We start from the raw sequence: 1011 nt of genomic DNA, 5'->3' as shown, positions 1-1011 counted from the left end.
CTAGATGATTGATGCCAAGGCGTAGCTGCGGAGATAGGGCGAGGGTGCCCAAGCTCGATGTGTGACGAAAGAGTTAGACACCCTCGCAACCGCACTGTACGTGCGGATCGATGATGTGTTGAAGGCCCAGCCACAATTGGCTCCGTGGCGCCCGAAGGTCGGCATCGCGCCGAGGCTCAGCGATGCCGAACTGGTGACCCTGGCGGTGCTGTCGGCGTTGCTGGGCTTCACCTCCGAGCGCCGCTGGCTGCGGTACGTCCGCGCCGAGCTGGGCGTGATGTTCCCGTACCTGCCGGGCCAGCCGGGCTACAACCGGCGCCTGCGTAACGCCTGCGAGCTGGTCAGGCACATGATCCGGATACTGGCCGCCGACACCTCGCTGTGGAGTGACGACGTCTGGGTGGCCGATTCCACGCCGATCGAGTGCGGCCGCTCCCGGGAGACGACCCGGCGCTCGGCGCTGGCCGGGTGGGCGGAGTACGGCTACTGCGCCTCCCACTCCCGCTATTTCTGGGGGTTGCGGCTGCACCTGCTGTGCACGCTGGGCGGGCTACCGGTGCTGTTCGCCCTCAGCGGTGCCAAGACCGATGAGCGCGAGGTCCTGCTCGGCATGCTGCAGGCCGCACCCGACGTCCTGGCCGCTCATCCAGATCAGACGCTCATCGCCGATCGGCACTACTACGGCCGACTCTTCGAAGCCGAGCTCGCCGAGCGTGAGCTGCAGCTGCTACGCCCGGCCCGCCAGGGCGAGCCCGAGCGGCCCGGAGCAGCGCTGTTCAAGCCACTGCGCCAGACCATCGAGTCGATCAACCAGACCTTCAAGAGCCAGCTGGACCTGGAACGCCACGGCGGCCGCACCCCTGCCGGCGTCATCATCCGCGTGCTGACCCGCATCCTCGCGCTGACCAGCGTGATCTGGCACAACGACAAGACCGGCCAGCCGATCAAGCGATCCCTGATCGCCTATGACCACTAACCGCAGCCAGACCCCTTGGCATCAATCATCTAGGC

General features: G+C 66.8%; 1 protein-coding gene. It reads left to right on the top strand.

The window, feature by feature from the left end:
- The first annotated feature begins 61 nt into the window (after nucleotides 1-61).
- Nucleotides 62-976: an IS982 family transposase gene (locus ABEA43_RS67750; RefSeq protein WP_345581566.1), complete on the top strand. Its 915-nt coding sequence runs from the start codon at nucleotides 62-64 to the stop codon at nucleotides 974-976.
- Nucleotides 977-1011 lie beyond the last annotated feature (35 nt).

Source organism: Nonomuraea rosea, assembly GCF_039539705.1.
Taxonomy (GTDB): domain Bacteria; phylum Actinomycetota; class Actinomycetes; order Streptosporangiales; family Streptosporangiaceae; genus Nonomuraea; species Nonomuraea rosea.
Note: the sequence above shows the minus strand (reverse complement) of the source record. Positions and strands in the feature narration are given on the sequence as shown.